Annotated in this window: 18 protein-coding genes; 8 read left to right on the top strand and 10 right to left on the bottom strand. The window is 59.7% G+C overall.

Annotated features, from left to right (window positions below):
* Window positions 1-167: 167 nt before the first annotated feature.
* Window positions 168-1,598, top strand: a complete 1,431-nt coding sequence (gene sbcB, locus F8N96_RS13105; protein WP_150798158.1) for an exodeoxyribonuclease I — start codon at window positions 168-170, stop codon at window positions 1,596-1,598.
* Between the two features lie 101 nt (window positions 1,599-1,699).
* Here sbcB and mvaT read toward each other — a convergent pair whose 3' ends face one another.
* Window positions 1,700-2,077, bottom strand: coding sequence for a histone-like nucleoid-structuring protein MvaT (gene mvaT / locus F8N96_RS13100; protein ID WP_007933316.1), 378 nt, complete (start codon window positions 2,075-2,077; stop codon window positions 1,700-1,702).
* A 338-nt stretch (window positions 2,078-2,415) separates the two neighbouring features.
* On the opposite strand from mvaT, the gene purU reads away from it, so the two are divergent.
* A complete protein-coding gene (gene purU, locus F8N96_RS13090) occupies window positions 2,416-3,264 on the top strand; it encodes a formyltetrahydrofolate deformylase (RefSeq protein WP_150745905.1) in 849 nt (282 codons plus the stop codon).
* 219 nt (window positions 3,265-3,483) lie between these two features.
* On the opposite strand, the gene F8N96_RS13085 is transcribed toward purU, so the two are convergent.
* The 5 genes from F8N96_RS13085 to F8N96_RS13065 form a co-directional block, all read right to left on the bottom strand.
* The gene (locus F8N96_RS13085; protein ID WP_150798156.1) at window positions 3,484-4,479 is read right to left on the bottom strand and encodes a lysylphosphatidylglycerol synthase transmembrane domain-containing protein; all 996 of its coding nucleotides are present in this window, start codon (window positions 4,477-4,479) and stop codon (window positions 3,484-3,486) included.
* The gene (locus tag F8N96_RS13080) at window positions 4,476-5,252 is read right to left on the bottom strand and encodes a DUF2334 domain-containing protein (RefSeq protein WP_150798155.1); all 777 of its coding nucleotides are present in this window, start codon (window positions 5,250-5,252) and stop codon (window positions 4,476-4,478) included. Before F8N96_RS13080 ends, F8N96_RS13085 begins: the two co-directional genes overlap by 4 nt.
* On the bottom strand, window positions 5,245-6,366 hold the full coding sequence (locus F8N96_RS13075; RefSeq protein ID WP_150798154.1) for a glycosyltransferase family 4 protein: 1,122 nt from the start codon (window positions 6,364-6,366) through the stop codon (window positions 5,245-5,247). The genes F8N96_RS13080 and F8N96_RS13075 overlap by 8 nt, the downstream gene beginning before the upstream one ends.
* A gap of 454 nt (window positions 6,367-6,820) precedes the next feature.
* Window positions 6,821-7,357 (bottom strand): cytochrome b, encoded by a 537-nt coding sequence (locus F8N96_RS13070; RefSeq protein ID WP_150798153.1) that lies wholly within the window; start codon window positions 7,355-7,357, stop codon window positions 6,821-6,823.
* Between the two features lie 462 nt (window positions 7,358-7,819).
* Entirely contained in the window at window positions 7,820-9,709 is a 1,890-nt protein-coding gene (locus tag F8N96_RS13065; RefSeq protein ID WP_150798152.1) for a methyl-accepting chemotaxis protein, read from the bottom strand.
* 174 nt (window positions 9,710-9,883) lie between these two features.
* Between F8N96_RS13065 and F8N96_RS13060 the strand changes: the two genes are divergently transcribed.
* Window positions 9,884-11,371: a helicase HerA-like domain-containing protein gene (locus F8N96_RS13060; RefSeq protein ID WP_150798151.1), complete on the top strand. Its 1,488-nt coding sequence runs from the start codon at window positions 9,884-9,886 to the stop codon at window positions 11,369-11,371.
* A 127-nt stretch (window positions 11,372-11,498) separates the two neighbouring features.
* Here the strand turns inward: F8N96_RS13060 and F8N96_RS13055 are convergent, their stop codons facing one another.
* Complete coding sequence (locus F8N96_RS13055; RefSeq protein WP_150798150.1) at window positions 11,499-11,954, bottom strand: DUF721 domain-containing protein; 456 nt, start codon at window positions 11,952-11,954, stop codon at window positions 11,499-11,501.
* Between the two features lie 307 nt (window positions 11,955-12,261).
* Here F8N96_RS13055 and secA point away from each other — a divergent pair, with 307 nt between their 5' ends.
* The 4 genes from secA to F8N96_RS13035 all read left to right on the top strand — a co-directional run bounded on the left by secA (window position 12,262) and on the right by F8N96_RS13035 (window position 18,033).
* A complete protein-coding gene (gene secA / locus F8N96_RS13050) occupies window positions 12,262-14,997 on the top strand; it encodes a preprotein translocase subunit SecA (RefSeq protein ID WP_150798149.1) in 2,736 nt (911 codons plus the stop codon).
* A gap of 118 nt (window positions 14,998-15,115) precedes the next feature.
* Window positions 15,116-16,333 carry a bifunctional glutamate N-acetyltransferase/amino-acid acetyltransferase ArgJ gene (gene argJ, locus F8N96_RS13045; RefSeq protein ID WP_150798148.1) on the top strand — a complete coding sequence of 406 codons (1,218 nt, stop codon included), beginning with the start codon at window positions 15,116-15,118 and terminating at the stop codon, window positions 16,331-16,333.
* A 126-nt stretch (window positions 16,334-16,459) separates the two neighbouring features.
* A complete protein-coding gene (locus F8N96_RS13040; protein WP_150798147.1) occupies window positions 16,460-17,092 on the top strand; it encodes a glutathione S-transferase family protein in 633 nt (210 codons plus the stop codon).
* On the top strand, window positions 17,089-18,033 hold the full coding sequence (locus tag F8N96_RS13035; protein ID WP_150798146.1) for a Nudix family hydrolase: 945 nt from the start codon (window positions 17,089-17,091) through the stop codon (window positions 18,031-18,033). Before F8N96_RS13040 ends, F8N96_RS13035 begins: the two co-directional genes overlap by 4 nt.
* 118 nt (window positions 18,034-18,151) lie before the next feature.
* Here F8N96_RS13035 and F8N96_RS13030 read toward each other — a convergent pair whose 3' ends face one another.
* The 3 genes from F8N96_RS13030 to F8N96_RS13020 are packed head-to-tail and all read right to left on the bottom strand — an operon-like array spanning window position 18,152 to window position 21,735.
* Entirely contained in the window at window positions 18,152-18,733 is a 582-nt protein-coding gene (locus F8N96_RS13030) for a cob(I)yrinic acid a,c-diamide adenosyltransferase (RefSeq protein ID WP_150798145.1), read from the bottom strand.
* Between the two features lie 2 nt (window positions 18,734-18,735).
* Window positions 18,736-20,772 carry a sensor histidine kinase gene (locus F8N96_RS13025; protein ID WP_150798144.1) on the bottom strand — a complete coding sequence of 679 codons (2,037 nt, stop codon included), beginning with the start codon at window positions 20,770-20,772 and terminating at the stop codon, window positions 18,736-18,738.
* Window positions 20,773-20,817: 45 nt separating this feature from the next.
* A complete protein-coding gene (locus F8N96_RS13020) occupies window positions 20,818-21,735 on the bottom strand; it encodes a putative 2-dehydropantoate 2-reductase (protein WP_150798143.1) in 918 nt (305 codons plus the stop codon).
* A 141-nt stretch (window positions 21,736-21,876) separates the two neighbouring features.
* Here F8N96_RS13020 and F8N96_RS13015 point away from each other — a divergent pair, with 141 nt between their 5' ends.
* Complete coding sequence (locus F8N96_RS13015; protein WP_018926510.1) at window positions 21,877-22,362, top strand: YajQ family cyclic di-GMP-binding protein; 486 nt, start codon at window positions 21,877-21,879, stop codon at window positions 22,360-22,362.
* The last annotated feature ends 52 nt before the right edge of the window (window positions 22,363-22,414 follow it).

Below are 22,414 nucleotides of genomic sequence, written 5' to 3'. Positions count from 1 at the left end.
GCCTGATCGGGAGTCTCTGTACGTGGGATGCTAGCAGCCTCCCGGGGAAAAACGACATAACTATGTATTGCACGATGAAGCGGTCGGGGTGATTGAATGGCAAGATGACTGGCCGGGGCGGGATGTGAACGCCTAGACTTTGCCGATCTTCAGTTCAGGAACAGCCCGTGACCTCCATCTTCTGGTACGACTATGAAACCACTGGCATCAATCCCCGTTGCGACCGTCCGCTGCAAGTGGCGGGGATTCGCACTGACTTTGAACTCAATGAAATAGACGAGCCGGTCAATCTTTACTGTCAGCCCAGTGATGACATCCTGCCTCATCCTGCGGCGTGCGCGATCACCGGTATCACGCCGAGCCAACTGGCCGGGCAAGGCTTGAGCGAAGCCGATTTCATGACCCGGGTGCATGCCCAGCTGGCTGCGCCCGGTACCTGTGGGGCCGGTTACAACACATTGCGTTTCGACGACGAGATGACCCGTTACAGCTTGTACCGCAATTTTTTCGACCCGTATGCGCGTGAGTGGCAAGGCGGCAACAGTCGCTGGGACCTGATCGACGTGGTGCGTGCGGCTTACGCCTTGCGCCCCGATGGCCTCGTTTGGCCAACGGACGACGAGGGGCGGGTGACGCTCAAGCTGGAGCGCCTGAGCGCCGCCAACGGTATCGATCACGGCCATGCCCATGAAGCGCTGTCGGACGTTCGCGCCACGATCGCCCTTGCGCGGCTGATCCGCGAAAAGCAGCCGAAACTCTATGACTGGCTGTTTCAATTGCGCAGTAAACAAAAGGTGATGGATCAGATTCGCCTGTTGCAGCCGATGGTGCACGTCTCCGGGCGCTTTTCGGCGGCGCGCAACTATGTCGGGGTGGTGCTGCCACTGGCCTGGCATCCGCGCAACAAGAACGCCTTGATTGTCTGTGACTTGCACCTGGATCCTCAAAACTTGCTGGATCTGAGTGCCGAAGCCTTGCGCCAGCGGTTGTATACCCGTCGCGATGACCTGGCCGAGGGTGAATTGGCGGTGCCGCTCAAACTCATCCACATCAATAAATGCCCGGTGGTGGCGCCGCTGTCGGTGCTGCGTTCCGAAGATCAGCAACGCCTGGGACTGGACATGGCACTTTATCAGCAGCGCGCGCTGCGACTGAGTGACGCACAAACCGTTTGGCGGGATAAAGTTCAGGCCATTTATGTCAACGAGGATTTCACCCCGAGCCAGGATCCGGAGCAGCAGTTATACGATGGTTTTATCGGTGATCGTGATCGGCGTTTATGTGAGCAAGTCAGAGCGGCGGAGCCTGCACACTTGGCACAAGGGCATTGGCCTTTCGATGATGAACGCTTGCCGGAATTATTGTTTCGATATCGCGCACGTAACTTCCCCGATACGTTGAGTTCCGAAGAGCAACAGCGCTGGCGAATATTCTGTCAGAAACGTCTGTCGGCACCCGAGTGGGGGGCGCCCAATACGTTGGAAACTTTCGTGGAGGCCGCGACCCAATTGAGCGCTACTGCTACATCCTTTCAGCAAGAGGTGTTGAATGATTGGCACCATTATGTTCAGGAATTACGCAATCGTTTGAGTCTTTGAAAACGAAAATATCGCTGGCGTGATAGCCGGGCATAAAAAAACGCCAGCAGCTGCTGGCGTTATCTTTTGTCGCGGACGAGTCTTTGACAAAGCGCTGCGGCTTAGCCCAGCAGAGTAGCCCAACCCTCAACCACATCGCCGCCCCACTTGGCTTTCCACTCTTTCAGAGTCTTGTGGTTGCCACCTTTGGTTTCGATGACTTCGCCGTTGTGCGGGTTTTTGTATTGTTTAACTTTGCGAGCACGTTTGGTGCCGGTAGTTTTTACTGCGCCACCGCGTGGAGCTTTGGTTTTGGACTCAGGATCCAGCAGCGCGATGATGTCGCGCAGGGACTTGGAGTATTCACCCATCAGGGTGCGCAGTTTGCCTTCGAATTCCAGCTCGGTTTGCAGTTTGTCGTCTTGGGACAGATTCTTCAAACGGGCTTGCAGCTCTTTGATAGCTTCTTCGGTGGCACGGTATTCGTTGATCAAGGACATGAGGACTACCTTATGTTGGGCGCTGGGTGCTAGGTGACAGTGCGGCAATAATAGTCAGGGTGTTTCATCAAGTAAACATTTAACCGGAGTTTATTTAATTTAGTTGCGTTGAACAGGTCCAGATTGGAGGCGCAGTTAAATGATCGTCAACCAGGCATCACAGACAGTCACATTTTGGCACTTGAAGAATGGCTATAAGAACACCATCGCGCGGGCGACGGGTGTCGCTGGAACCCGTGGCGCCGACCTTCGTGCAACGCGAGACGTCATCAATACTGCAGTTTTGCTGCGCAATCGCTAGAATGGCGACCTTTGCGAAGTTCTGGAGTTTGACCCTCATGCGCACTTTTCGGCTGGTGATTGCTTGCCCGGACCGCGTCGGCATCGTTGCTAAAGTCAGTAACTTTCTGGCGTCACACAATGGCTGGATCACTGAAGCGAGCCACCACTCGGACGATCTCAGTGGCTGGTTCTTCATGCGTCACGAAATTCGGGCCGATTCGCTGCCCTTCGGTATCGAAGCCTTTCGCGAAGCGTTTGCACCCATTGCCGAAGAATTCTCGATGGACTGGCGCATTACCGATACCGCGCAGAAGAAGCGCGTGGTGTTGATGGCCAGTCGCGAGTCTCACTGCCTGGCCGATTTGCTCCATCGCTGGCACAGCGACGAACTGGATTGTGAAATTTCCTGCGTGATTTCCAACCACGACGACTTGCGCAGCATGGTCGAGTGGCACGGCATTCCTTACTACCATGTGCCGGTCAATGCGCAGGATAAGGAACCGGCGTTCGCCGAAGTCTCGCGCCTGGTCAAACAGCACGATGCCGAAGTGGTGGTACTTGCCCGATACATGCAGATCCTGCCACCCGCGTTGTGCAGTGAATATGCCCATAAGGTCATCAACATCCACCATAGCTTCCTGCCGTCGTTCGTCGGTGCCAAGCCGTATCACCAGGCCTCCTTGCGTGGCGTGAAGTTGATCGGCGCTACTTGCCATTACGTGACCGAAGAACTGGATGCCGGTCCGATCATCGAACAGGACGTGGTACGCGTCAGCCACAGCGACAGCATCGAAGACATGGTGCGTTTCGGCCGCGACGTCGAGAAGATGGTATTGGCCCGTGGCCTGCGTTATCACCTGGAAGATCGGGTGTTGGTACACGGCAACAAGACCGTTGTGTTCTGACAGCGATACGGTAGACCCTGCAGGCACCAGCGTTTCGGCGAACAGACCTGGAGACTTGTATCGATCTTGTGGCCGCTTTCGCTGCGGTGCGGCGATCCGACAAGCCAGCTCCTACAGGGATCTTCAGCGCACAGTAAATTCATGCTCGGGCCCCGATCAAACTGTAGGAGCCGGCTTGCCGGCGAAGGGGCCCTCAAATCTTGCACAGGACTTAAGCATTCACGCCTGCTTGAACTTCAGCAACTTCTTCAACAGCGGCCGCCCAAGCATCAACAAAAACACCGGCCCGCCCACCAGCAAATAGAAGTAATAGGTCACCGCCCGCCAGATCAGAATCGCCGCCGCCGCCGTGGATTTGCCCACCATAGGCGCCAACAACGCCGCTGAGGTCAATTCCGCCGCCCCGGCACCGCCGGGTAACAGGCTGAATTGCCCCGCACTCAATGAAAGCATCTGGATCAGAAAGCTCCAGGCCCATTGCAAATCCGCTCCGAGCCCGCGCAGTGCCAGATACAGCACGCTATAGCGCAAGACCCAATGCAGGCACGTCAGGGCAAACACCGTAATCAATGTCTGAAAGGGCAACTTCAGCGTGTCCGTGAAGGCCGCCAGGAAGTGCAGGAGTTTTCGCGCCCAGCGCAGGCGTGTGGCGCCTTTGACATTGAGGCGAACGAGCAGGCGACCGCTCAGGCGAATCAGTAAACGGTGATAGCGCGCCACCACCACACAGGTGAGCAAGCCGCCAAACATCGACACGGCGCTGACGGTCAGCAGCCACTCCATGCGTGCGCTCAAGTGCTGGAACAGGGCATAAATCAGAATCCCGCTCAGTGCGCAGAGGAAAAACAGCAGGTCGCTCAGCTGGTCCATGGCAAACACGGCGCTGCCCCTGGCCGGACGCACGCCATTGCGCGCCAGCAATGCCATGATGGTCAGCGGCCCACCGCTGCCGCCGGGCGTGGCGCAGTAAGCGAACTCGGCGGCCATGACCACCCCGAGGCTTTTGATCCGGCTCACCTTGTGGCGCTGGTCCCCCAGCAACAGACGCAAGCGCAGGGTATTGAGCACCCAGCACAGCAGGATCATGCCGAACATGATCAGCAGCCATTGCAGTGGAAATTTTTGCAGTCGAGACCAGGTTTCATTACCGCCCAGCAGTGACGGAATCAACACCGCAACGAGCAGCGCGACGAGTAGCAGAATCCCGCGACTCATGCGGCGCGTCCGACACGGTCGATTCGCAACGACAGCCAATGAGTCTTGGTCATCGGTACGCGCCCCTCGTCGAGCAGGCGCTTGAGCGTCTGCAGCCAGTAAGTACGGGAGAACGGATGGCGCATGTCCACCGGGTGCAGGCCGAGACGAATCACCGGTGCCTGCCGCCAGCGCAGTTCGCGCTGGTCGCTGAGCAGTTTCGACACGCCCCGACGCCAGGCACTGCGTGCACTCCAGACCAGGCCGGGGGCATCGACCGCAGCGAAATCCGGCAGGCGGTACAGGTGTTGCGGATCACTGGTGTAACTCAGCGGCAGTTGGCGCAAGGCCTGGCGTGTGCCTTCACTCATCAGCCATGCCGGGGCGACGAAACCTGCCAGTGGCCAGTCGTAACGGCGAAACGCCTCGATGCCGGCGCGCAGGCGGGTGAGGGCGGCGTCCTGGGACAGGCTGTAGAACTCGCCTTCGTGGGTGTAGATCCGGCGCATGAACCAGTCTCGTGGCGTGCTGGGCGTGGGGCCTTCATCGCAGTGAAAGTAGCCGTGCAGCGCCAGTTCGTCACCACGGGTGACCCGGTCGGTAAGCATACGTCGAAATTCCGGATGGACGTCCAGATTATTGTGCTTGTGAAAGTCGGGCACCACGAGCCAGGTCATCGGCACCGCGCCCAAGGCGTCGACGGCAGCGACAAAGGGTTGGTAATCGGCCCAGGTTTGCGGCGCGACATCGTGCAGCACCAGTAACAGGCTGGGCCGGCTCATGAGCTCAACCATTGGCAATCAGCGGCCAGTGGCTGCCGAGCACGGCGTGATAGTGCCCCAGCAGGCTGTTGACCACCGTATCCCAGGAGTAATGCTGCTCGGCATGGCGGCGGGCCTGTTTGCCCAGGACGGCGCTCCCCGAACCGAACAGTTCGCGCACAGCGTTGGCCATCGCGATTGAGTTGTTCGGGGGGCACAGCAGGCCACATTGATCGGTGACGATTTCCTGAAAGGCCCCTGCCGCCACGGCCACCACCGGAATGCCACTGGCCATGGCTTCAAGAATCACCAGGCCGAAGGTTTCCTGATCACCGGCATGCACCAGTGCATCGGCGCTGGCCATCAGTCGGGCGACTTGGGTCGCCGGGCAGAACTCATCGACCACGGTGACGTTGTCCGGCACCAGGGCCGGCATCGACGAACCCACCAGCAGCAGGTGATAACGCCGCCCCAGTCGTTTCATGCAGTCGAGCAGGACCGGCAGGTTCTTTTCCTTGGAACCGCGACCGGCGAAGATCAGCAAGTGAGTATTTTCATCGATCCCTAATTCAGCCCGCAGACCCGGGTCCCGCGCCGAGGGATGGAAGGTTTGCAAATCGACGCCCAGCGGTTGCACGAAAACGTTTTTTACCCCGAGCCCGATCAGCTTGTCGGCCATCACCCGGCTCGGCGCGAGGACTCGGTCGAAGTTGCCATAGAGCCTGCTGACATAGGCTTCGACATTGGTCGTGACCCAGTTGCCCATGCGATTGCTGACCAGCAGCGGCAGGTCCGAATGATAAAAACCGATCACCGGCACATCGAGTTGCCTGCGGGCGTCCAGCGCAGCCCAGGCGGTGAGGTAAGGGTCGCCGACTTCGATCAGATCGGGCTGCAAAACCTGCAGGACATTGCGCCAGGGCGCGAGACGGAGGGGGAAACGATAACCTTTGCCGAAGGGCAGGGCGGGCGCCGGAACCGTGTAGACGCCATCCTGTTCACTCAAGGACGATCCGGGGATCAGTAGACTGTGGCGAATGCCCGGCTTGATGCCCAGGCGACGGTGTTTTGCATCCAGATAAGTGCGCACGCCACCGCTGGCAGGGGCGTAGAACATGGTTATGTCAGCGATATGCACGATGAACATCCCTCCGGTCGTTTGTTCTCCCTTGGTTGACCTTTATGAAGGATAGATGTTCGTTTGGGGTTTTGTGGCCCGTTGGTAAGACTCCCCCTTGCTCGACTACGACGCTGCCAGGTTCCGTCTCCGGAGACTTGATGCAGTCAATTGGCGGCACCGCACAATCTCCGGTTGGCGCTGGATCAGGGAGCAGCAGGGGCCTTCTTGTCCGCCTGCGGCGGGCGAGTGGGGTCGGGGATCTGTGCCGCTATTGGCAGTCAGTTTGATAATGTGTCACGAAAGGCTATATCACTTATATTTCAAAAAATAATTACCGAAATAAACATGTTTATCGATAAAAACATCAAAGCAGGAAACCCCTGTATGTAATCCAGTCGTAGGGGATTTATAGTTGGAAGTCGGGGGCGCCATTTTTTAATTCCGGTCATCCCCCTCACTGCCTTTAAACCTTGTGGGTTCTTCAAGTCATACGTCGCAACACTTGCGAATTGCCCTGTCGATGATGCAGGACCACCACTCCGATATGCCCCACGATCAACACCAGCATCGTCCAGCCCAGCAAACTATGAAAGTTGCTACCCAATTCAATCATCCACTGGATCTTCTCCCCTTCGAACCCATCCATTACCGGTACACCAAACGCCGAAAAGGCCCTGCCGGAGCCGTACTGACGTAACAAACCGATCAGGGGGATCAGGAGCATCAGCCCATAGAGCATCCCATACCCGATGCTGGCCGCCAAATTCATGCTTGGCGGCCGGTTGTGCCGGTTCAGCAAGCTCCAGCTGGCACGCAGAGCAAACAGCCCCAGCAATAACAGCCCCACGGGCTTGTGATAAGGCCACAGAGTTTTATCCAGTACTGAGTCAGAAAGCAGATAATGGACAGCAGCCGAGCAATAAATCCAGGCAAACATCAGCGCCATCAACCAATGCAAGCCTCGACTGACAGGGTCGTAGCGGTATGGGTGATCGGATACTCCAGAGATTTCCTTCATTATGACCTCCTGGTGAGTGGCGTGGCCTTCACGGTGAACGAACAGGTAATGAAATACCCATCAATATCATCAGGCTGTTTCGGTTATTGGGCGTGCGCGTAATAAATAGAGCGGTCAGGTTGTGCTGCCGCATTCAAGTTCAATGCGCGTTGAATAACATTTGTTTAACAATGTCGCTTTGTATCGTAACGTCACTGCCAATGATTAATAAATAAGGCGTGTCAGAGGGGTTGGAACTGGAGTGCGCATGCCCTTCTGACGCCAGGTATTGGGTGTCGTCATCCGGTGGTCATGTTAAGCAAGTATTGTTTTTTATATCGACTAAAGTAGAGTGACAAAAAATTTCGTCTGGTCTACGCACTGGTCCAAGGGGCTTGGACGTTGTTCCTGAAACCTATACTACATGTTGCGATACCGAACTTCACGCCCTGTAGCGGTACCGCAAATGCGTTGTTCCCGTCACTAAATCCGGAAATTACCCACCAACTGCTTCAAGCGCGCCGCCTGCTGTTCCAGGTCCGAACACGCTCGCAAGGTCGATTGCAGGTTTTCCACGCCTTCCTGGTTCAGCGTATTGATCTCGGTGATGTCGACGTTGATCGATTCCACTACCGCCGTCTGTTCCTCGGTCGCCGTCGCCACGGACTGGTTCATGCCGTCGATCTCGCCAATGCGCAAGGTCACGCTGTTCAGGCGCTCACCCGCCAGGTTGGCGATGTCCACGCTGTCCTGGCTGTGACGCTGGCTGTCGCTCATGGTGCTGACGGACTCGCGGGCACCGATTTGCAGTTCCTCGATCATGGTCTGCACCTGCTGCGCCGACTCCTGCGTACGGTGGGCCAGGTTGCGGACCTCATCGGCCACCACGGCAAAACCACGACCGGCCTCACCGGCACGCGCCGCTTCGATGGCGGCGTTGAGCGCCAGCAGATTGGTTTGTTGGGAAATGCTGGTGATCACTTCCAGGATTTGCCCGATGTTCACGGTCTTGCTGTTCAGCGATTCGATGTTGGTACTCGAGGCGCTGAGCATGCTCGACAGTTGATTCATCGAGGCAATGCTGCGCTCCACCACTTGCTGGCCATCTTCGGCCAGGCCGCGGGCATCGCTGGCCTGACTCGACGCTTGCGCGGCGTTGCGGGCGATTTCCTGTGCGGCGGCGCCGAGCTGGTTGATGGCTGCGGCGACGCTGTTGGTGCGGGAAGCCTGTTGGTCGGAGTTGAACATCGACGAGTTCGAGGCCGCTAACACGCGCAACGCCACTTCGTTGACTTGCCCGGTGGCGGAGGACACTTCGCGGATCGAGCCGTGAATACGCTCGACAAAGCGGTTGAACGCGGTGCCGAGAACGCCGAATTCGTCGTTGTTCTGGATGGTCAGGCGTTTGGTCAGGTCACCTTCACCGTCGGCGATGTCTGCCATGGCGCGGGTCATGACATGCAACGGCTGGATCAGGATGCGGATCAGCATGCCCAACAGGGCGATGATGATGGCCACGGCGATGAGGGTCGCGATGACCGCCGAGGCGCGGAACTCGGTCAGCATCGAGAAGGCTTTGTCCTTGTCCACCGACAAACCGATGTACCAGTTGACCGAGGGCAGGCCCTTGATCGGGGTGAACGTGACGATGCGAGTCTTGCCGTCAACCTGCACTTCACTGAAGTCGCTGCTGATGCGCGGGGTATTGACCGGATACGCCTCGCTCAGGGGCTTCATCACCAGGGTTTTGTCCGGGTGTACCAGGATCTTGCCGTCGGAACTGACCAGAAAGGCATACCCCATGCCGTCGAAATTGCGGGCGCCAAGGGTGTCGATCAAGGTTTGCAAGCTCAGGTCGCCGCCCACCACACCGACGTTTTGCCCGGCTTTTTTCGAGGCGGTGGCGATGGAGATGATGGTCTGGCCAGTGGCCGCATCGATGTAAGGTTCGGTCAGGGTCGCTGTGCTGCTGCTTTCGGCGCCTTTGTACCAAGGGCGCACCCGTGGGTCGAAACCGGCGGGCATTGTGGCGTCCGGACGAATGGTAAAGCTGCCGGTGGCGTCGCCCAGGTAAGACGCCATGAAGGTCGACGTCAGGGCTTTCTGCTCGAGCAGGCTGGCGACGGTGGACTGTTCAGGATTGATCGCGATGTTCTGCGCGAGATTGTCGACCAACAGGATACGACCGGCCAGCCAGGTCTGGATATTGTTGGCGGTTACATCCCCCATCTCATTGAGGTAGTTGTCCAGGTCTTCGCGGATGGCGTTGCGCTGTAAATAGTCGTTGTACAGCGTGAACGAGGCGAAGGCGGCCATGACGATGAGGGCGGCGGCAAGCAGGATTTTATGGCTGAAACGCAGGTTTTTGTTCATGGCTTGGGGTTCCGCTTAGGTCTTGGTGCCAAAGGCGTGCTTTTATAAAGGAGCGCACAATGGGCGGCAGTGAAAACAAGCTGATATTTCCGTACTCTCCTTAGGGAATTACCGACGCTTTTCAGTCTTTTATATCGGCCGTGAAGGATCAAAGATTAATCATGGGGTGACAAAATGCCTGATTCACTGCAACTCGTTATCGGTGCCGATCTCACGGGACAGCCGATCGCCCAGGCCATGCGCCTGGCCAACCGTCATGGCCTGGTCGCGGGCGCCACCGGCACCGGCAAGACCGTGACGTTGCAACGCCTGGCCGAAGCCTTCAGCGATGCCGGCGTGGCGGTGTTTGCGGCGGATATCAAGGGTGACCTGTGCGGCTTGGGCGCAGCCGGTGCGCCTCAAGGCAAGGTCGCCGAGCGGATCGCCGGGATGCCCTGGCTGAACCACAAACCCCAGGCATATCCGGTGACCCTGTGGGATATCCACGGGCAGTCCGGGCACCCCTTGCGCACCACCTTGAGTGAAATGGGGCCGCTGCTGCTGGGCAGCCTGCTGGAGTTGACCGACAGCCAGCAGTCGGCGCTGTATGCCGCCTTCAAGGTCGCGGACCGCGAAGGGCTATTGCTGTTGGATCTGAAGGATTTGAAGGCGCTGCTCAATCACCTGCGCGATCAACCTCAATTGCTGGGCGACGACGCCGCGCTGATGACCACCGGTTCCAGCCAGGCCCTGTTGCGGCGCCTGGCGACCCTGGAACAGCAGGGTGCAGAAGCGCTGTTTGGCGAGCCGGGGCTGCAACTCGAAGATATCCTGCAGCCGGGCGCCGATGGTCGCGGGCGTATTCACTTGCTCGACGCCAGTCGTCTGGTCCACGAAGCCCCCAAGGTCTACGCAACGTTCCTGTTGTGGCTGCTGGCCGAACTGTTCGAGCAACTGCCGGAACGCGGTGATGCGGACAAACCGCTGCTGGCGCTGTTTTTCGATGAAGCGCATTTGTTGTTCGCCGGTACGCCCAAGGCCTTGCAGGACCGACTGGAGCAGGTCGTGCGGCTGATTCGTTCGAAAGGTGTGGGGGTGTATTTCGTCACCCAATCGCCGGGCGACTTGCCGGATGACGTACTGGCCCAGTTGGGGCTGCGTATCCAGCATGGATTGCGCGCGTTTACCGCCAAGGAGCAGAAATCCCTGCGCGCAGTGGCGCAGGGGTTTCGGCCGAACCCGGCGTTCGATGCCTTGGCTGTGCTGACCGAACTCGGGATTGGCGAGGCCTTGGTCGGCACTTTGCAGGATAAAGGCACGCCCGGGATGGTCCAGCGTGTGCTGGTGGCTGCGCCGCAGTCGCGCATCGGGCCCTTGACCGAGACGGAGCGCACGGTGCTGATTGCGGGATCTGCATTCAAGGGGCGTTACGACAAACCGATCGATCGCGAATCGGCGTATGAAGTGCTGATGGGGCGCAAAGGACTGGCGCCAGAACCGGACTCGGCACCCGGCAAACCCGCGGCGGAGGAGCCGAGCTTCACCGACAAGGCCGGGGAGTTCCTCGGCACGGCGGCAGGTCAGGCGCTGAAATCGGCGATGCGACAGGCGGCCAATCAGTTGGGCCGACAATTGGTACGCGGCTTGATGGGTTCGCTGCTTGGAGGCAGCAAACGCCGATAAAATCTATGGATACTCGCCCCCATGTAGGAGCTGGCTTGCCAGCGAAGGCGGTGTGTCAGCCGATACATGTATTGACTGGCACACCGCCTTCGCTGGCAAGCCAGCTCCTACAGGGGGCGTGTCAATTTCAGGTTTTGGGCCGGGCGTGCGCCGCAAGACGCTCCAGCGCTGCCCGCAGATTCGGATCGCTGATGCCATCGGCCGTGGCCTGAATGGTCGCGCCCGCATCGGTCGACAATCGGATGGTATGACCGGCCGCGCCTTGCTGGACCGTGGGCGGCTGCACCTTGAACAGAATCCGCGTCAGGCTGGCGAATTCGTCGAACAGCTGCAATTGCCGTTGCAGACGTTTTTGCTGGTAACGCAAACGAGTAGCCCAGTGGCCGTCGGTGACAATCAGCAACAAACTGCCTTCGCGCCACGACGCCACATGGCAGTGTTCGCGGGCAGCGGGCTGCAACTGGCTTTCCACCAGGCGTTGCAAATGGCCCAGGCGTTGGGCGTGGCCAAAGATGGCTTTGAGCGGTTTGGCTTCGCGAAGCAGAACGGCGGGTGCTCTGGCCGTAAGAGGGCGAAATGCCATGATCAGACACCTGAAGTAACAGAGCGGCCATGGTAGCAGAAAGCACCGCATGCGCCCGACCCATTGCGTTGCGAGCGCTTTATCCATTAAATCAACGAGTAACTAATGCGGTGAAGCGCTTGAAGTTCAGCAAAAAGCCCTTATTTTAAATGAGCCCCGTCACAACGCTGTGCCAGCATCGTGGAACAACGCCACTTTCCTCACCACCGTTTCCGGGTAGAATGCTCGTTCGCATGCGGCCATGAGGGCTGCTCGGGCGACTCACGGGGCCGCCCTCCATCCCTTTAGTGTGGAAGATCCTGCCGATATGTTTGCGCCTTTGTTAAAGAAACTTTTTGGAAGCAAGAACGAGCGTGAAGTCAAACGCATGCTCAAGACGGTGCAACTCGTCAATGCCTTCGAAGAGCAAATGGTGGCCCTTTCGGACGATCAATTGCGTGCCAAGACAGACGAGTTCAAGGCCCGCCTCGCCAAAGGGGAAACCCTCGACAAGCTGCTGCCCGAAGCCTTTGCGGTTGCCCGCGAAGCCGGTAAGCGCGTCATGGGTATGCGCCACTTCGATGTCCAGCTGATCGGCGGCATGACCTTGCATGAAGGCATGATCGCGGAAATGCGTACCGGTGAAGGCAAGACCCTGGTGGCAACCCTGGGCGTTTACCTCAACGCGCTGTCCGGCAAGGGCGTGCACGTTGTGACGGTGAACGACTACCTGGCCCGCCGCGACGCCAACTGGATGCGTCCGCTCTACGAATTCCTCGGCATGACGGTCGGTGTGGTCACCCCATTCCAGCCGCCGGAAGAGAAACGCGCCGCTTACGCTGCCGACATCACCTACGGCACCAACAACGAATTCGGTTTCGATTACCTGCGCGACAACATGGCGTTCAGCATGGAAGAAAAATTCCAGCGCGAACTCAATTTTGCCGTGATCGACGAAGTCGACTCCATCCTCATCGACGAAGCCCGTACTCCGCTGATCATTTCCGGTCAGGCCGAGGACAGCTCCAAGCTGTACATCGAGATCAACAAACTGATCCCGCAGCTCGAGTTGCACGTTGAAGAAGTTGAAGGCGAAGTCACCAAGGCCGGCCACTACACCGTCGACGAGAAGACCCGCCAGGTCGAACTCAACGAAGCCGGTCACCAGTTCATCGAAGACATGCTGACCCGCGTCGGCCTGCTGGCTGAAGGCGAGAGCCTGTACTCGGCCCACAACCTGGGCCTGCTGACCCACGTTTATGCCGGTCTGCGTGCGCACAAGCTGTTCAATCGCAACGTCGAATACATCGTGCAGGATGGCCAGGTCGTCCTGGTCGACGAACACACCGGTCGTACCATGCCGGGTCGCCGTTTGTCCGAGGGCCTGCACCAGGCCATCGAAGCCAAGGAAAACCTGAACATCCAGGCAGAAAGCCAGACCCTGGCGTCGACCACGTTCCAGAACTACTTCCGCCTGTACAACAAGCTGTCCGGGATGACCGGTACAGCCGATACCGAAGCGTTCGAGTTCCATCAGATCTATGGCCTGCAGGTCATGGTGATCCCGCCGAACAAGCCGCTGGCGCGTAAAGACTACAACGACCTGGTGTTCCTGACCGCCGAAGAGAAATACGCGGCGATCATCAACGACATCAAGGAGTGCATGACCCAGGGCCGTCCGGTGCTGGTGGGTACCGCCACCATCGAAACGTCCGAGCACATGTCCAACTTGCTCGTGAAGGAAGGCATCGAACACAAGGTTCTGAACGCCAAGTTCCACGAAAAGGAAGCCGAGATCATTGCCCAGGCCGGTCGCCCGGGCGCCCTGACCATCGCCACCAACATGGCCGGTCGTGGTACCGACATCCTGTTGGGCGGTAACTGGGAAGTGGAAGTCGCGTCCCTGGAGAACCCGACGCCGGAGCAGATCGCCCAGATCAAGGCCGACTGGCAGAAACGTCACCAGCAAGTGCTGGAGTCGGGCGGTTTGCAGGTGATCGCTTCCGAGCGTCACGAATCGCGCCGCATCGACAACCAGCTGCGTGGTCGTGCCGGTCGTCAGGGCGACGCCGGTTCCAGCCGTTTCTACCTGTCGCTGGAAGACAGCCTGATGCGTATCTTCGCCTCGGACCGGGTGAAGAACTTCATGAAGGCCCTGGGCATGCAGTCCGGTGAAGCGATCGAGCACCGCATGGTGACCAACGCCATCGAGAAGGCCCAGCGCAAGGTTGAAGGCCGTAACTTCGACATTCGTAAACAACTGCTCGAGTTCGACGACGTCAACAACGAACAACGTAAAGTGATCTATCACATGCGTAATACGTTGCTGGCTGCGGACAACATCGGCGAAACCATCGCCGACTTCCGTCAGGACGTGCTCAGCGCCACGGTCAGTGCGCACATCCCACCGCAATCGCTGCCTGAGCAGTGGGACGTGGCGGGTCTGGAAGCGGCGCTGCAAAGCGACTTCGGCGTGGCATTGCCGATCCAGCAATGGCTCGACGAAGACGATCACCTGTATGAAGAGACCCTGCGCGAGAAGCTGCTGAACGAACTGATCGCGGCGTACAACGAGAAAGAAGACCAGGCCGGTGCCGAAGCGCTGCGCACCTTCGAGAAGCAGATCGTGCTGCGTGTGCTCGACGACCTGTGGAAAGACCACCTGTCGACCATGGATCACCTGCGTCATGGTATCCACTTGCGTGGCTACGCCCAGAAGAACCCGAAGCAGGAATACAAGCGCGAGTCGTTCACGCTGTTCTCCGAGCTGCTGGATTCGATCAAGCGCGATTCGATCCGGGTGCTGTCTCACGTTCAGGTTCGCCGCGAAGACCCGATCGAAGAAGAGCAGCGCCTGCGTCAGGAAGCCGAAGCACTGGCGGCGCGCATGCAGTTCCAGCACGATGAAGCACCGGGTCTCGAGCAGCCGCAGCTGCTGGGTGAAGAGGTCGATGTAGCCCTCGCCACCGCGCCGGTACGCAATGAACAGAAGCTGGGCCGCAACGAACTGTGCTACTGCGGTTCGGGCAAGAAGTTCAAGCATTGCCACGGGCAGATCCAGTAACACCCGTTTGCAAGTTGAAATACCCGCGCCGCGACCGGCTTCAGCCGTCGCGGCGTTTTGCCATTTAAACCACCGCTCATCCTGAAAGCGGTGCAGACATCATTTAAGGAGCGCATTCATGGCTGTTGGTCTTGGTCCTTTGCCAACGTTGCACCCGGTTGCCGGTTTTGAACTCGGTATCGCCTCGGCCGGCATCAAGCGCCCCGGGCGCAAGGATATCGTGGTCATGCGTTGTGTCGAAGGCTCCACGGTGGCTGGCGTGTTCACCCTGAACGCCTTTTGCGCCGCTCCCGTTATCCTGGCCAAGCAACGCGTGCAAGGCCCGGTGCGTTACCTGCTGACCAACACCGGCAATGCCAACGCCGGCACCGGTGAGCCAGGCCTGGCTGCCGCCGAGCGCACCTGCGCCAAACTGGCTGAGCTGACCGGTGTCGATGCAAGCCTGGTGCTGCCGTATTCCACCGGCGTGATCGGCGAGCCGCTGCCGGTCGAGAAGATCGAAGGCGCGCTGCAAGCCGCACTCGACGACCTGTCGGTGAATAACTGGGAAGCTGCCGCCACTGGCATCATGACCACCGATACCCTGCCCAAGGGTGCCAGTCGCCAGTTCCAGCACGACGGCGTGACCATCACTGTCACCGGTATCAGCAAAGGCGCGGGCATGATCCGTCCGAACATGGCGACCATGCTCGGCTACATCGCCACCGACGCCAAAGTCGCGCGCGAGGTCCTGCAAGATCTGCTGCTGGACGGTGCCAACAAGTCGTTCAACCGCATCACCATCGACGGCGACACCTCGACCAACGACTGCTGCATGCTGATTGCCACCGGTCAGGCTGCACTGCCGCAAATCACTGAAGCCAGCGGTGAACTGTTCACCAAGCTCAAGCAGGCTGTATTCGAAGTGTGCATGGACGTGGCCCAGGCCATCGTGCGCGACGGCGAAGGCGCGACCAAGTTTGTGACCGTTGAAGTCAACGGCGGCGGCAATCACCAGGAATGCCTGGATGTCGGTTACACCGTGGCTCACTCGCCGCTGATCAAGACCGCGCTGTTCGCCTCCGATCCGAACTGGGGTCGCATCCTGGCCGCCGTCGGCCGTGCCGGCGTACCGGACCTGGACGTGAGCAAGATCGACGTATTCCTCGGCGACGTGTGCATCGCCAGCCGTGGCGCCCGCGCCTCGACCTACACCGAAGCCCAGGGCGCGGCGGTGATGCAGCAGGCAGAAATCACCATCCGGATCGAACTGGGTCGCGGTGATTGCAGCGAAACCATCTGGACCACCGATTTGTCCCACGAGTACGTGAAGATCAACGCTGAGTACCGCACTTGATTCCTCTGTAGGAGCCGGCTTGCCGGCGAAGGCGTCTTCAGCCGCGATTGAAGTGTTGAGGCCGCTACCGCTTTCGCTGGCAAGCCAGCTCCTACAGGAATTTTTCCTGCTTGAGGACGCTTGAACATGAGTTATCACCTGATCATCGGCGACAAACTGCATTCCTCCTGGTCCCTGCGCGGCGCCCTGGCCCTCGACCTGGCCGGCGCCCCCTACACCGAAGAACTGATCAAGCTCAACCAGCCAGACACCCGTGAACGGCTGCTCAAGCATTCGCCCACCGCGAAGGTCCCGCTGCTGAAGACCGAACACGGCACCATCGCCGATTCCCTGGCGATTGCCGAATACCTGGCCGAACAGTTTCCCGAAGCCGGGCTGTGGCCCAAAGACACCGCCGCCCGTGCCCAGGCGCGTTCGGCGTGTGCGCAGATGCATTCCGGGTTCTTCGCCATGCGCAATAACATGCCGTTCGACCTGAGCCACGACGCCCCGCTGTCACCCATGCCGGCTGACGTCCAGGCAGACATCGAACGCATGCTGGCGTTGTGGGCCGAGTGCCGCGCCGCCGCATCCGAGGTCGGTCCTTTCCTGTTTGGCGGCGCGACCCTGGCCGATGCTTTCTTCGCGCCGATCGCCGTGCGCCTGCGTACCTATCGGGTGAAGCTGTCCCCGGTGGACGAAACCTATATCAACACGATCTACCAATGGCCAGCCTTCAAGGCCTGGCAGAAGGCAGGTCTGGAGGAGGTCGGACAGTGAAACGAGTCCATGTAGCCGCCGCCGTCATCCGCGATCGCAGCGGCAAGATCCTCATTGCCCGCCGGGCCGACACCCAGCACCAGGGTGGACTGTGGGAGTTCCCGGGTGGCAAGGTCGAGGACGACGAATCTGTCGAAACGGCCCTGGCCCGCGAGCTCCATGAAGAGTTGGGCATCGTGGTCGGCGCAGCAAGACCATTGATCAAGGTCCGGCACGATTACCCCGACAAGCAGGTGCTGCTGGATGTCTGGGAAGTCTCGGATTTTTCCGGCGAACCTCACGGCGCCGAGGGCCAGCCTTTGGAGTGGGTAGCACACCGTGACTTGCTGAACTACGAGTTCCCGGCGGCCAACCAGCCGATCGTTGCGGCAGCACGACTCCCGGCACAGTACCTGATCACCCCTGAAGAACTGGATACCCCGGCCTTGCTGCGCGGTATTCAGAAAGCCATTGCCGGTGGCATCAAACTGATCCAGCTGCGGGCGCCCAACGGTTACGATCCGAAGTACCGCGACCTCGCGGTGGACGCCGCGGGGCTGTGTGCCGGCAAGGCGCAGCTGATGATCAAGGGCCCGTTCGAATGGCTGGGCGATTTCCCGTCTGCCGGCTGGCACATCACCTCAAAGCAACTGCGCAAGTACGCAGAGGCGGGGCGCCCGCTGCCGGCGTCGCGCTGGTTGGCGGCGTCCTGCCATGACGCTGAAGAACTGGCGCTGGCCGAACAGATGGGGGTGGATTTTGTGACCCTGTCGCCGGTGCAGCCGACCATGACCCATCCTGATGCTCAGCCGTTGGGTTGGGAACAGGCTTCGGCGTTGATCGAAGGTTTCAGCAAGCCGGTGTTCTTGCTGGGTGGCGTTGGCCCGGCAGAGCAGCAGAAGGCTTGGGAAGCCGGGGCGCAGGGTGTGGCGGGGATTCGGGCGTTCTGGCCTGGGGCTTGATTCGGCGGTGAGGCTACCGGCCTCTTCGCTGGCAAGCCAGCTCCTACAGGGTCGGAGTCGTACGCGAAATTCCCTGTAGGAGCCGGCTTGCTGGCGAAGGCGTCCACAAAAACGCCGCCTAAACCCCAGGCTTAACCGCCGGCTCCCACAAAATCTCCGCCACCCCCTGCCGCTTGGCAATCAACCTCGCCACCACAAACAACAAATCCGACAACCGATTGATATAGGCCAGCCCGAAGCCAGCCAACGGCTCAAGCGCATTCAACTGCTGACACCGCCGCTCGGCACTGCGGGCCAGGCTGCGGCAGACATGGGCCTGGGCGATCAACGCCGAGCCACCTGGCAAGATGAAGTTCTCCAGCGGCCCGAGCTCTTCGTTCCACAGGTCGATCGCCGTTTCCAGCCGCTCGATCTCTGCCAGGTCCAATGCCTGATACACCGGCATCGCCAGTTCGCCACCCAGGTCGAACAAGCGATGCTGACAAGGCGCCAACACGGCAATCACCTCGTTCAAGCCCGGATGAACAGCACACTCCGACGCCAACCCGGCCAACAGCACACCCACCTGACTGTTCAGCGTGTCGACCTCGCCAATGGCTTCGATCCGCGGATGGTCCTTGGGGACGCGGCGACCGTCGCCCAGCCCGGTTTCGCCTTTGTCGCCGGTGCGGGTGTAAATCTTCGACAAGCGAAAGCCCATGGTTACCTCGATAGCTGATTGAGTTCTTGAGAGACGAGCGGGGTGCCCGCCAACGGGAGGCGCAAGGTAAAGCAGGTGCCTTGCCCGAGGGTCGATTGCACTTCCATCTGGCCCTTGTGGTTGTTGGTGATGATGAAATATGAAACCGACAGGCCAAGACCGGTGCCCTGGCCGATTTCCTTGGTGGTAAAGAACGGCTCGAAGGTACGCTTGCGCACGCTCTCGCTCATGCCGATGCCGTTGTCTTCGACCTGGATTTCCGCCCAGGGAGGATTCAGCCGGGTGCGCAAGATGATCCGCCCCGGTTCGCGGTCGTCTTCGCGTTGGTGAATCGCTTGGGCGGCGTTTTTCAACAGGTTGAGCAGCACTTGCTCCAGTTCGTTGGCGGTGCCGGGGACCGGGCCGAGTTGCGGATCGAACTGGCGAATGATCGCCTGGCCCTTGAAATCGAAACCGATCGCCAGGTCGAAGTCGTTTCCGGCAATCTCCACCGCTTGATCGATCAACGCCGGCAGATCGCACGGCGCCATCTGCCGGGTGCTGCGGCGGCTGAAACTGAGCATGTGGGTGACGATCTTCGCCGCCCGGGCCCCCGCCTGTTGAATGCCATCGAGCAACTGCGGCACTTCCCGCACTTGCAGGTACTGGTTGACCGTTTCCAGCTGAACACCGATTTGCTCGGCCTGTTCAAGGTTTTTTGGCAGGTCGGGGGACAGGCGTCGGCGAATGTTTTGCACGTTGTGCAGGATCGCCCCCAATGGGTTGTTGATCTCATGGGCCATGCCGGCGGCGAGACCGCCTACCGACAGCATTTTTTCCGACTGCACCATCATTTCTTCCAGGGACAGGCGCTGGGTGATGTCGTCGATCCGGATCACCACGCCACGCCCGGCGCCACCCATCAGCGGATAGAACGTCAGGGCGTAGTGCCTGGGTTCTTCGTCCTTGAACCAGGTCACGCGCTCGATCTTGGCCACCGTATGCTGTTCGACGGTTTGCTTGAGCTGCGGCAGAAACTGCTTGAGCGGTTCGAAGGCGAGGAAGATCGGTTGGTTCAAGGCCTCGTCCAGGCGCGTGCCGGACAGGGCGCTGGCCTCCTGATTCCACTGGGTGACATAGAGTTGTTCATCGAGCGCAATCAGCGCCGAGGGCATGGAGTCGATAATGCTGTTGAGGTAGTTCTGGAACCCGGTGAGCTTTTTTTCGATCTTGCTGCGCACCTGGACTTCCAGTTCCAGCTTGCGATTGGTATGACGGGTTTCTTCGGCCAGGCCCTGGGCTTGGTCATAAGCGGCCTGGGAATCGTCCCGGGCGCGCTTGAGTTGCTGTTCCCGGGCCTCGATGCGCGAGAGCATGGTATTGAACGCCTCGGCAAGACTGCCGATTTCATCATGGTTGCCGCGGGAGGCGCGCAGGGCGTAGTTCTCCTCCCGGGTCACTTGCCGGGACAACTCTTCAAGCTGATGGATCGGCCGGGTGATCAGCCGTTTGATCTGCCGGGCGATCACCAGCCACAACAGCACACTGAAGATCAGAATCCCGAGGCTGGCGGTCAGGGTGCCGGTGTAGAACGCCATCGGCAATTCGCTGCTGGCCACCAGCAGCAGGTGCCCGGGGGCAGTGCCCGGGCGGGGCAGGGTGATCACTTGATTGCTGCGAAACTCGGTAACCTGCCAGGATTCGATGTGCCGGTAGCGCTCCGGCAGCTTCAGCTTTTCGCCGTGCTGCAGCTGCGCCAGTCGTTCGCCCTTGCCGTCATAAAGAGCCGCTGCGCGCAGGGGGGAATAGCTGTTGAGTTCGTTGAGCAAGCGTTCGGCGCTTTGCGGCGACTTCAGGGCGTCGGACACCAGGCTCGGGTTGGACACCAGCCGGCCGATGGTCTGCAAGGCCTGGGGGGCCATGCTTTCCTGGGAAATGTAGTACGCGGCGCTGATAAACGTCAGGTTGGCGACCAGCAGGACGGTGGTCAACAGCACCAGCAAGGCGGCCAGCAGTTTCTGGCCGACTGGAAGGTTTTCGAGGCGCTGGCGCAATGGCATCAGGTTCATCGCTGATTAGGAACAAGTGGCCAGCGTAGCCGCTGCTCAGTCGCTGGGCAATCCAAGGCTATGCAGATGGGTCCTCAACCGTTGCTGAAGTTGATTGAGGTGTGGCAGGTTCAACCGATGCCGGACGGCCACTTTGCAGGCATGCCCCAACAGGTAGCTGATTTCGGTCCGACGCCCGTGGCTGACGTCCTGGTACATCGACGAATAATTGGCGGCGGTGGCGTGGATCACCCGTTCGACTTCCGATTGCAGGTCCTCGGCGGCTGCCGGTTGGCCGCAACGCTCGAGCAGTTCCGTCAGTTCGCCGCAGAGGGTGGCGACTTCGCAATGATGGTCCTGCAGGCCGCCGTTGCGACAATCGTGCAGCACGGTCAACGGATTGATCGCACAATTGAGCGCCAGTTTTCGCCACAGCCGGGTCAGGATGTCGGTGCTCCATTCGTGGGGAATACCGGCGGCGTCCAGATCATCCAGCCAGATCGGCGCCACCGGATGACCGGCGTCCCCTAGCCAGGTGTAACCGTGTCCGGCAAATACCACGCGCCAGTCGCCATCGCGGAAGGCCCCTTCGGTGCTTGAAGCGCTGATGCAGCGCGCCTGCGGCACCTGTGCCGCAACGGCATCCTGACTGCCAAGACCGTTCTGCAACAGAATCAGCTCGGCACCAGGGGCCAGGCGCGGCGCCACTCGAGCCACCGCTTGCTCGGCATCGTAGGCTTTGCAGGCCACCAGCAGTCGATTGATCGGCTCAGCGCTGTCGGGCGTTTCGGCGGGCACGGGGTAGCACTGCGCTTCGCCGTGTTCGACCAGCGTCAATCCGCCTGCCGCGCCATAGTGCTCAAGACGCGCGGCATCGCGCACAATCAGCCGGACCGGCACCTCGGCCCGCGCCAGGCGTGTCGCCCATAAGGTGCCAAGGCTGCCGGCGCCCAGGACGTGCCAGGTGGTGGACATCAGCTTTTTGCTCTGTTTAAGGCGTGCATGGGACGCTCGCAGTGAATGATGGGAAAGACCCGTTATAATCAGCGCGGATTTTAACCGCAAGCCAGGCGTGCTCCATCGTGATCAAGCGCGCCCTTTTATTGGAGAGATTACATGCCGTCGTTCGACGTGGTATCCGAACTGGACAAACACGAAGTCACCAACGCGGTCGAGAACGCCGTCAAGGAACTCGATCGTCGTTATGACCTGAAAGGCAAAGGCAGCTTCGAGTTCAAGGAAAAGGACCTGACCGTCAACCTGACCGCCGAGGCCGATTTCCAGCTTGAAGCCATGATTGAGATCCTCAAGCTGGCCCTGGTCAAGCGCAAAATCGACGTGCAGTGCCTTGAAGTCAAGGATGCCTATGCCTCCGGCAAGCTGATGAAACAGGAAGCGGTCCTCAAGGAAGGCATCGACAAAGAGCTGGCGAAGAAGATTGTCGCTCACGTCAAGGACGCCAAGCTCAAGGTCCAGGCCGCGATTCAGGGCGAGCAGGTGCGCATCACCGGCAAGAAGCGTGACGACCTGCAGGAAGCCATCGCCGCCCTGCGCGCCAAGACCTTCGACATGCCGCTGCAGTTCAACAACTTTCGCGACTGACCTTCAAGCGGGAACCTCTCGGCGTTTTCGGCGTCCGAGGCCCGATGGCAGA

The sequence above is a fragment of the Pseudomonas fluorescens genome, from assembly GCF_902497855.1.
GTDB lineage: Bacteria > Pseudomonadota > Gammaproteobacteria > Pseudomonadales > Pseudomonadaceae > Aquipseudomonas > Aquipseudomonas fluorescens_BI.
The sequence above is the reverse complement of the archived record's forward strand: the minus strand, read 5'-3'. Positions and strand labels throughout refer to the sequence as shown.

Bases quoted from the DNA above. Each gene is read 5' to 3' on its own strand.
- F8N96_RS13070 (WP_150798153.1), bottom strand. From the start codon at position 7,357: ATGAAGGAAATCTCTGGAGTATCCGATCACCCATACCGCTACGACCCT.
- F8N96_RS13020 (WP_150798143.1), bottom strand. From the start codon at position 21,735: ATGTCCACCACCTGGCACGTCCTGGGCGCCGGCAGCCTTGGCACCTTA.
- F8N96_RS13085 (WP_150798156.1), bottom strand. From the start codon at position 4,479: ATGAGTCGCGGGATTCTGCTACTCGTCGCGCTGCTCGTTGCGGTGTTG.
- F8N96_RS13055 (WP_150798150.1), bottom strand. From the start codon at position 11,954: ATGGCATTTCGCCCTCTTACGGCCAGAGCACCCGCCGTTCTGCTTCGC.
- purU (WP_150745905.1), top strand. From the start codon at position 2,416: ATGCGCACTTTTCGGCTGGTGATTGCTTGCCCGGACCGCGTCGGCATC.
- mvaT (WP_007933316.1), bottom strand. From the start codon at position 2,077: ATGTCCTTGATCAACGAATACCGTGCCACCGAAGAAGCTATCAAAGAG.
- F8N96_RS13065 (WP_150798152.1), bottom strand. From the start codon at position 9,709: ATGAACAAAAACCTGCGTTTCAGCCATAAAATCCTGCTTGCCGCCGCC.
- argJ (WP_150798148.1), top strand. From the start codon at position 15,116: ATGGCTGTTGGTCTTGGTCCTTTGCCAACGTTGCACCCGGTTGCCGGT.
- F8N96_RS13075 (WP_150798154.1), bottom strand. From the start codon at position 6,366: ATGTTCATCGTGCATATCGCTGACATAACCATGTTCTACGCCCCTGCC.
- F8N96_RS13040 (WP_150798147.1), top strand. From the start codon at position 16,460: ATGAGTTATCACCTGATCATCGGCGACAAACTGCATTCCTCCTGGTCC.
- F8N96_RS13030 (WP_150798145.1), bottom strand. From the start codon at position 18,733: ATGGGCTTTCGCTTGTCGAAGATTTACACCCGCACCGGCGACAAAGGC.
- F8N96_RS13015 (WP_018926510.1), top strand. From the start codon at position 21,877: ATGCCGTCGTTCGACGTGGTATCCGAACTGGACAAACACGAAGTCACC.
- F8N96_RS13060 (WP_150798151.1), top strand. From the start codon at position 9,884: ATGCCTGATTCACTGCAACTCGTTATCGGTGCCGATCTCACGGGACAG.
- F8N96_RS13025 (WP_150798144.1), bottom strand. From the start codon at position 20,772: ATGCCATTGCGCCAGCGCCTCGAAAACCTTCCAGTCGGCCAGAAACTG.
- F8N96_RS13080 (WP_150798155.1), bottom strand. From the start codon at position 5,252: ATGGTTGAGCTCATGAGCCGGCCCAGCCTGTTACTGGTGCTGCACGAT.
- secA (WP_150798149.1), top strand. From the start codon at position 12,262: ATGTTTGCGCCTTTGTTAAAGAAACTTTTTGGAAGCAAGAACGAGCGT.